This window comes from Bradyrhizobium sp. P2_E8 (genome assembly GCF_056403875.1).
On record NZ_JBFUES010001217.1, the window covers coordinates 1 to 1,971 of the forward strand.

Sequence of the window (1,971 nt, forward strand, 5' to 3'; positions counted from 1 at the left end):
GCCGACGGCCGTGCAGCCAGCGGGCACGTCTGACGTCACGAGCGCGTCGGCGCCGATCTTGGCGAAATCGCCGATGCTGATGTCGCCGAGGATGGTCGCACCACCGCCGATATAGACGCCGCGGCCGATCCGCGGTGAGCGCGTCGGCAGTTCACTGCCGCGACCGATGCTGACGTTCTGGAGGATGGTGACCTCGTCGCCGATTACCACATTGGCGCCGATCACGATGCCCGTGGCATGGTCGAGATAGACCGATGATCCGATGCTGGCGGCCGGATGGATGCTGACCTGCAAGGCATTCGAGGCCTCGTTCTGGAACAGCAGCGCCGCATCGCGATGATCGTGGAGCCAGAGCCAGTTCGAGACGCGCCAGGCTTGCAGCGCGACATAGCCCTTGAAATGCAGCAGTGGCGGCAACAGGTCGGCGATGGCGGGATCGTGGATCGCGATGGCCTGCAAGTCGCGGCTGGCCAGCTCGATCAGATCGGGCGAGCCGCGAAAGGCAGCAAGGGAAAAGGCCGAGACGCGCGCGCGCTCGGCTTCACTGCCGCCGAGCCGACGTCCGATCAGATCGGATAAGGCCGCGGCGAAATCATCATGAGCGAGAATGGTGCCGGCAAGGGCCCTGCCGAAGACGGGATCGGCGTCCGCCACGCGCTGCGCCTCGCCGCGGACCTGCTGCCAGAGCCTGTCGCTCGTCATGATCGCAGCTTCCGCCATTGTCGCCTCCAGCCCATCCGCGTTTGTAGCTGCGAATATAGGCGGTCCGCATCAAGGCGCCAGTGATGCCGGAGGGACGTAACGCCGCTCGGGGGCGCGACCCGACCGCGCCCGCTTGCGCAGGCACAGCGCATACAGCCAGCCGCCGCCTGCGACGAGGGCCGGCAGGACGTAAAGCGCGAAATCGCGGAGCAGGATCATGGGGCAAGGTCCGCTGTCGCAAACTTGACGGCGCGCCGCAGCGCGAACGCGGCAAGCTCGCAAAGGGCGCAGCTGAGAAAGATCTTCCAGGCATCGGTGGTCACGAGGTCCTGATAGGACTTGATCTCCGTCGGCCAGTGGTTGAGGAACGCGATCGCGAGCGGCACTGAGACGCCGAACCGGTCGAACAGCGCCGAGGCGCGCTCGAGGAGCGCGATACGCTGGCTGATCTCGTTGCGTTCGGCGGCGGTCATGGTCGTACCCGTTGGCGCGCACGGGAGGCGCGCTGTCAGGGCTTGGTCGGGCCTGGCGCGAATCGGGTTCTACCGGTCCTGCACATGTGCGTGATCAACGCCACATAGCGAATGCCGGCCGGGGCACAGGCGGAAATGGCAGTCGGGATCGGACGCGCAGCTGCCATAGACGACGCTGATATAGCCCAGCACCGCGAAGGCGGTCACGCCAAGCAGCAGGCGGGTCCAGGGGTCCATGATGCGCCTCGTCCATGCAAGAGCAGCGCGTCCCGGTGGGACAGCGCGCGCAAGTCTTGGTGTCGCTGAACCGTGCGCCGGTTCTGAATCAAAAGCGCTGGCCTATCTATCCACGCCTTGCCATGCGGTATGAAGCACGTGGATGCCCGGGACAAGCCCGGGCATAACGACCTCTCATCTGCGTGGAACGGAGCTCTCCCCAAAACCAAACCGCCCGCCTGCGGGATACGCAGGCGAGCGGCTCGGGGCCATCAGGACTTTGGGGGCATGCGCCTGAAGGCTTTGAGAGGTGTCCAGATTATCCCTGCTGCTGGTCGGTCGGCGGCGGGGTCGGACGCGTCTTGTGCTGCGCCATGAACTGGTCGAACTCTTCCTTGTCCTTGGCGTGACGCAGACGGTCGAGGAAGTTCCTGAACTCGACCTGCTCCTCCTCGAGCCGCTGCAGCGTCTCGGTGCGGTATTCGTCAAAGGCGCGGTTGCCGCTGGAGGGCGGGCCGAAGCCGAAGCCGAAACCGCGGCGCTCCATGCGCCCGCGCATGCGGTCCATCTTGTACTGCAT

The 1,971-nt window shown here is 65.8% G+C and carries 5 protein-coding genes; all 5 read right to left on the bottom strand.

Annotated elements, in window-relative coordinates; all coding sequences use genetic code 11:
• Nucleotides 1-720 (bottom strand): serine acetyltransferase domain-containing protein (locus tag AC1D00_RS38795; protein WP_477014315.1); only part of this gene is annotated, 720 nt, incomplete at its 3' end.
• A gap of 51 nt (nt 721-771) precedes the next feature.
• Entirely contained in the window at nt 772-921 is a 150-nt protein-coding gene (locus AC1D00_RS38800) for a hypothetical protein (protein WP_167771257.1), read from the bottom strand.
• Nucleotides 918-1,175: a hypothetical protein gene (locus AC1D00_RS38805; protein ID WP_477014316.1), complete on the bottom strand. Its 258-nt coding sequence runs from the start codon at nt 1,173-1,175 to the stop codon at nt 918-920. Before AC1D00_RS38805 ends, AC1D00_RS38800 begins: the two co-directional genes overlap by 4 nt.
• Nucleotides 1,176-1,244: 69 nt before the next feature.
• Nucleotides 1,245-1,412 carry a hypothetical protein gene (locus AC1D00_RS38810; RefSeq protein ID WP_404553100.1) on the bottom strand — a complete coding sequence of 56 codons (168 nt, stop codon included), beginning with the start codon at nt 1,410-1,412 and terminating at the stop codon, nt 1,245-1,247.
• 298 nt (nt 1,413-1,710) lie between these two features.
• On the bottom strand, nt 1,711-1,971 hold a 261-nt coding region (locus tag AC1D00_RS38815), incomplete at its 5' end, for a DUF2852 domain-containing protein (RefSeq protein WP_477014317.1).

Excerpts from the sequence above, each read along its gene's own strand:
- AC1D00_RS38800 (WP_167771257.1), bottom strand. The coding sequence starts at position 921 with ATGATCCTGCTCCGCGATTTCGCGCTTTACGTCCTGCCGGCCCTCGTC.
- AC1D00_RS38805 (WP_477014316.1), bottom strand. The coding sequence starts at position 1,175 with ATGACCGCCGCCGAACGCAACGAGATCAGCCAGCGTATCGCGCTCCTC.
- AC1D00_RS38810 (WP_404553100.1), bottom strand. The coding sequence starts at position 1,412 with ATGGACCCCTGGACCCGCCTGCTGCTTGGCGTGACCGCCTTCGCGGTG.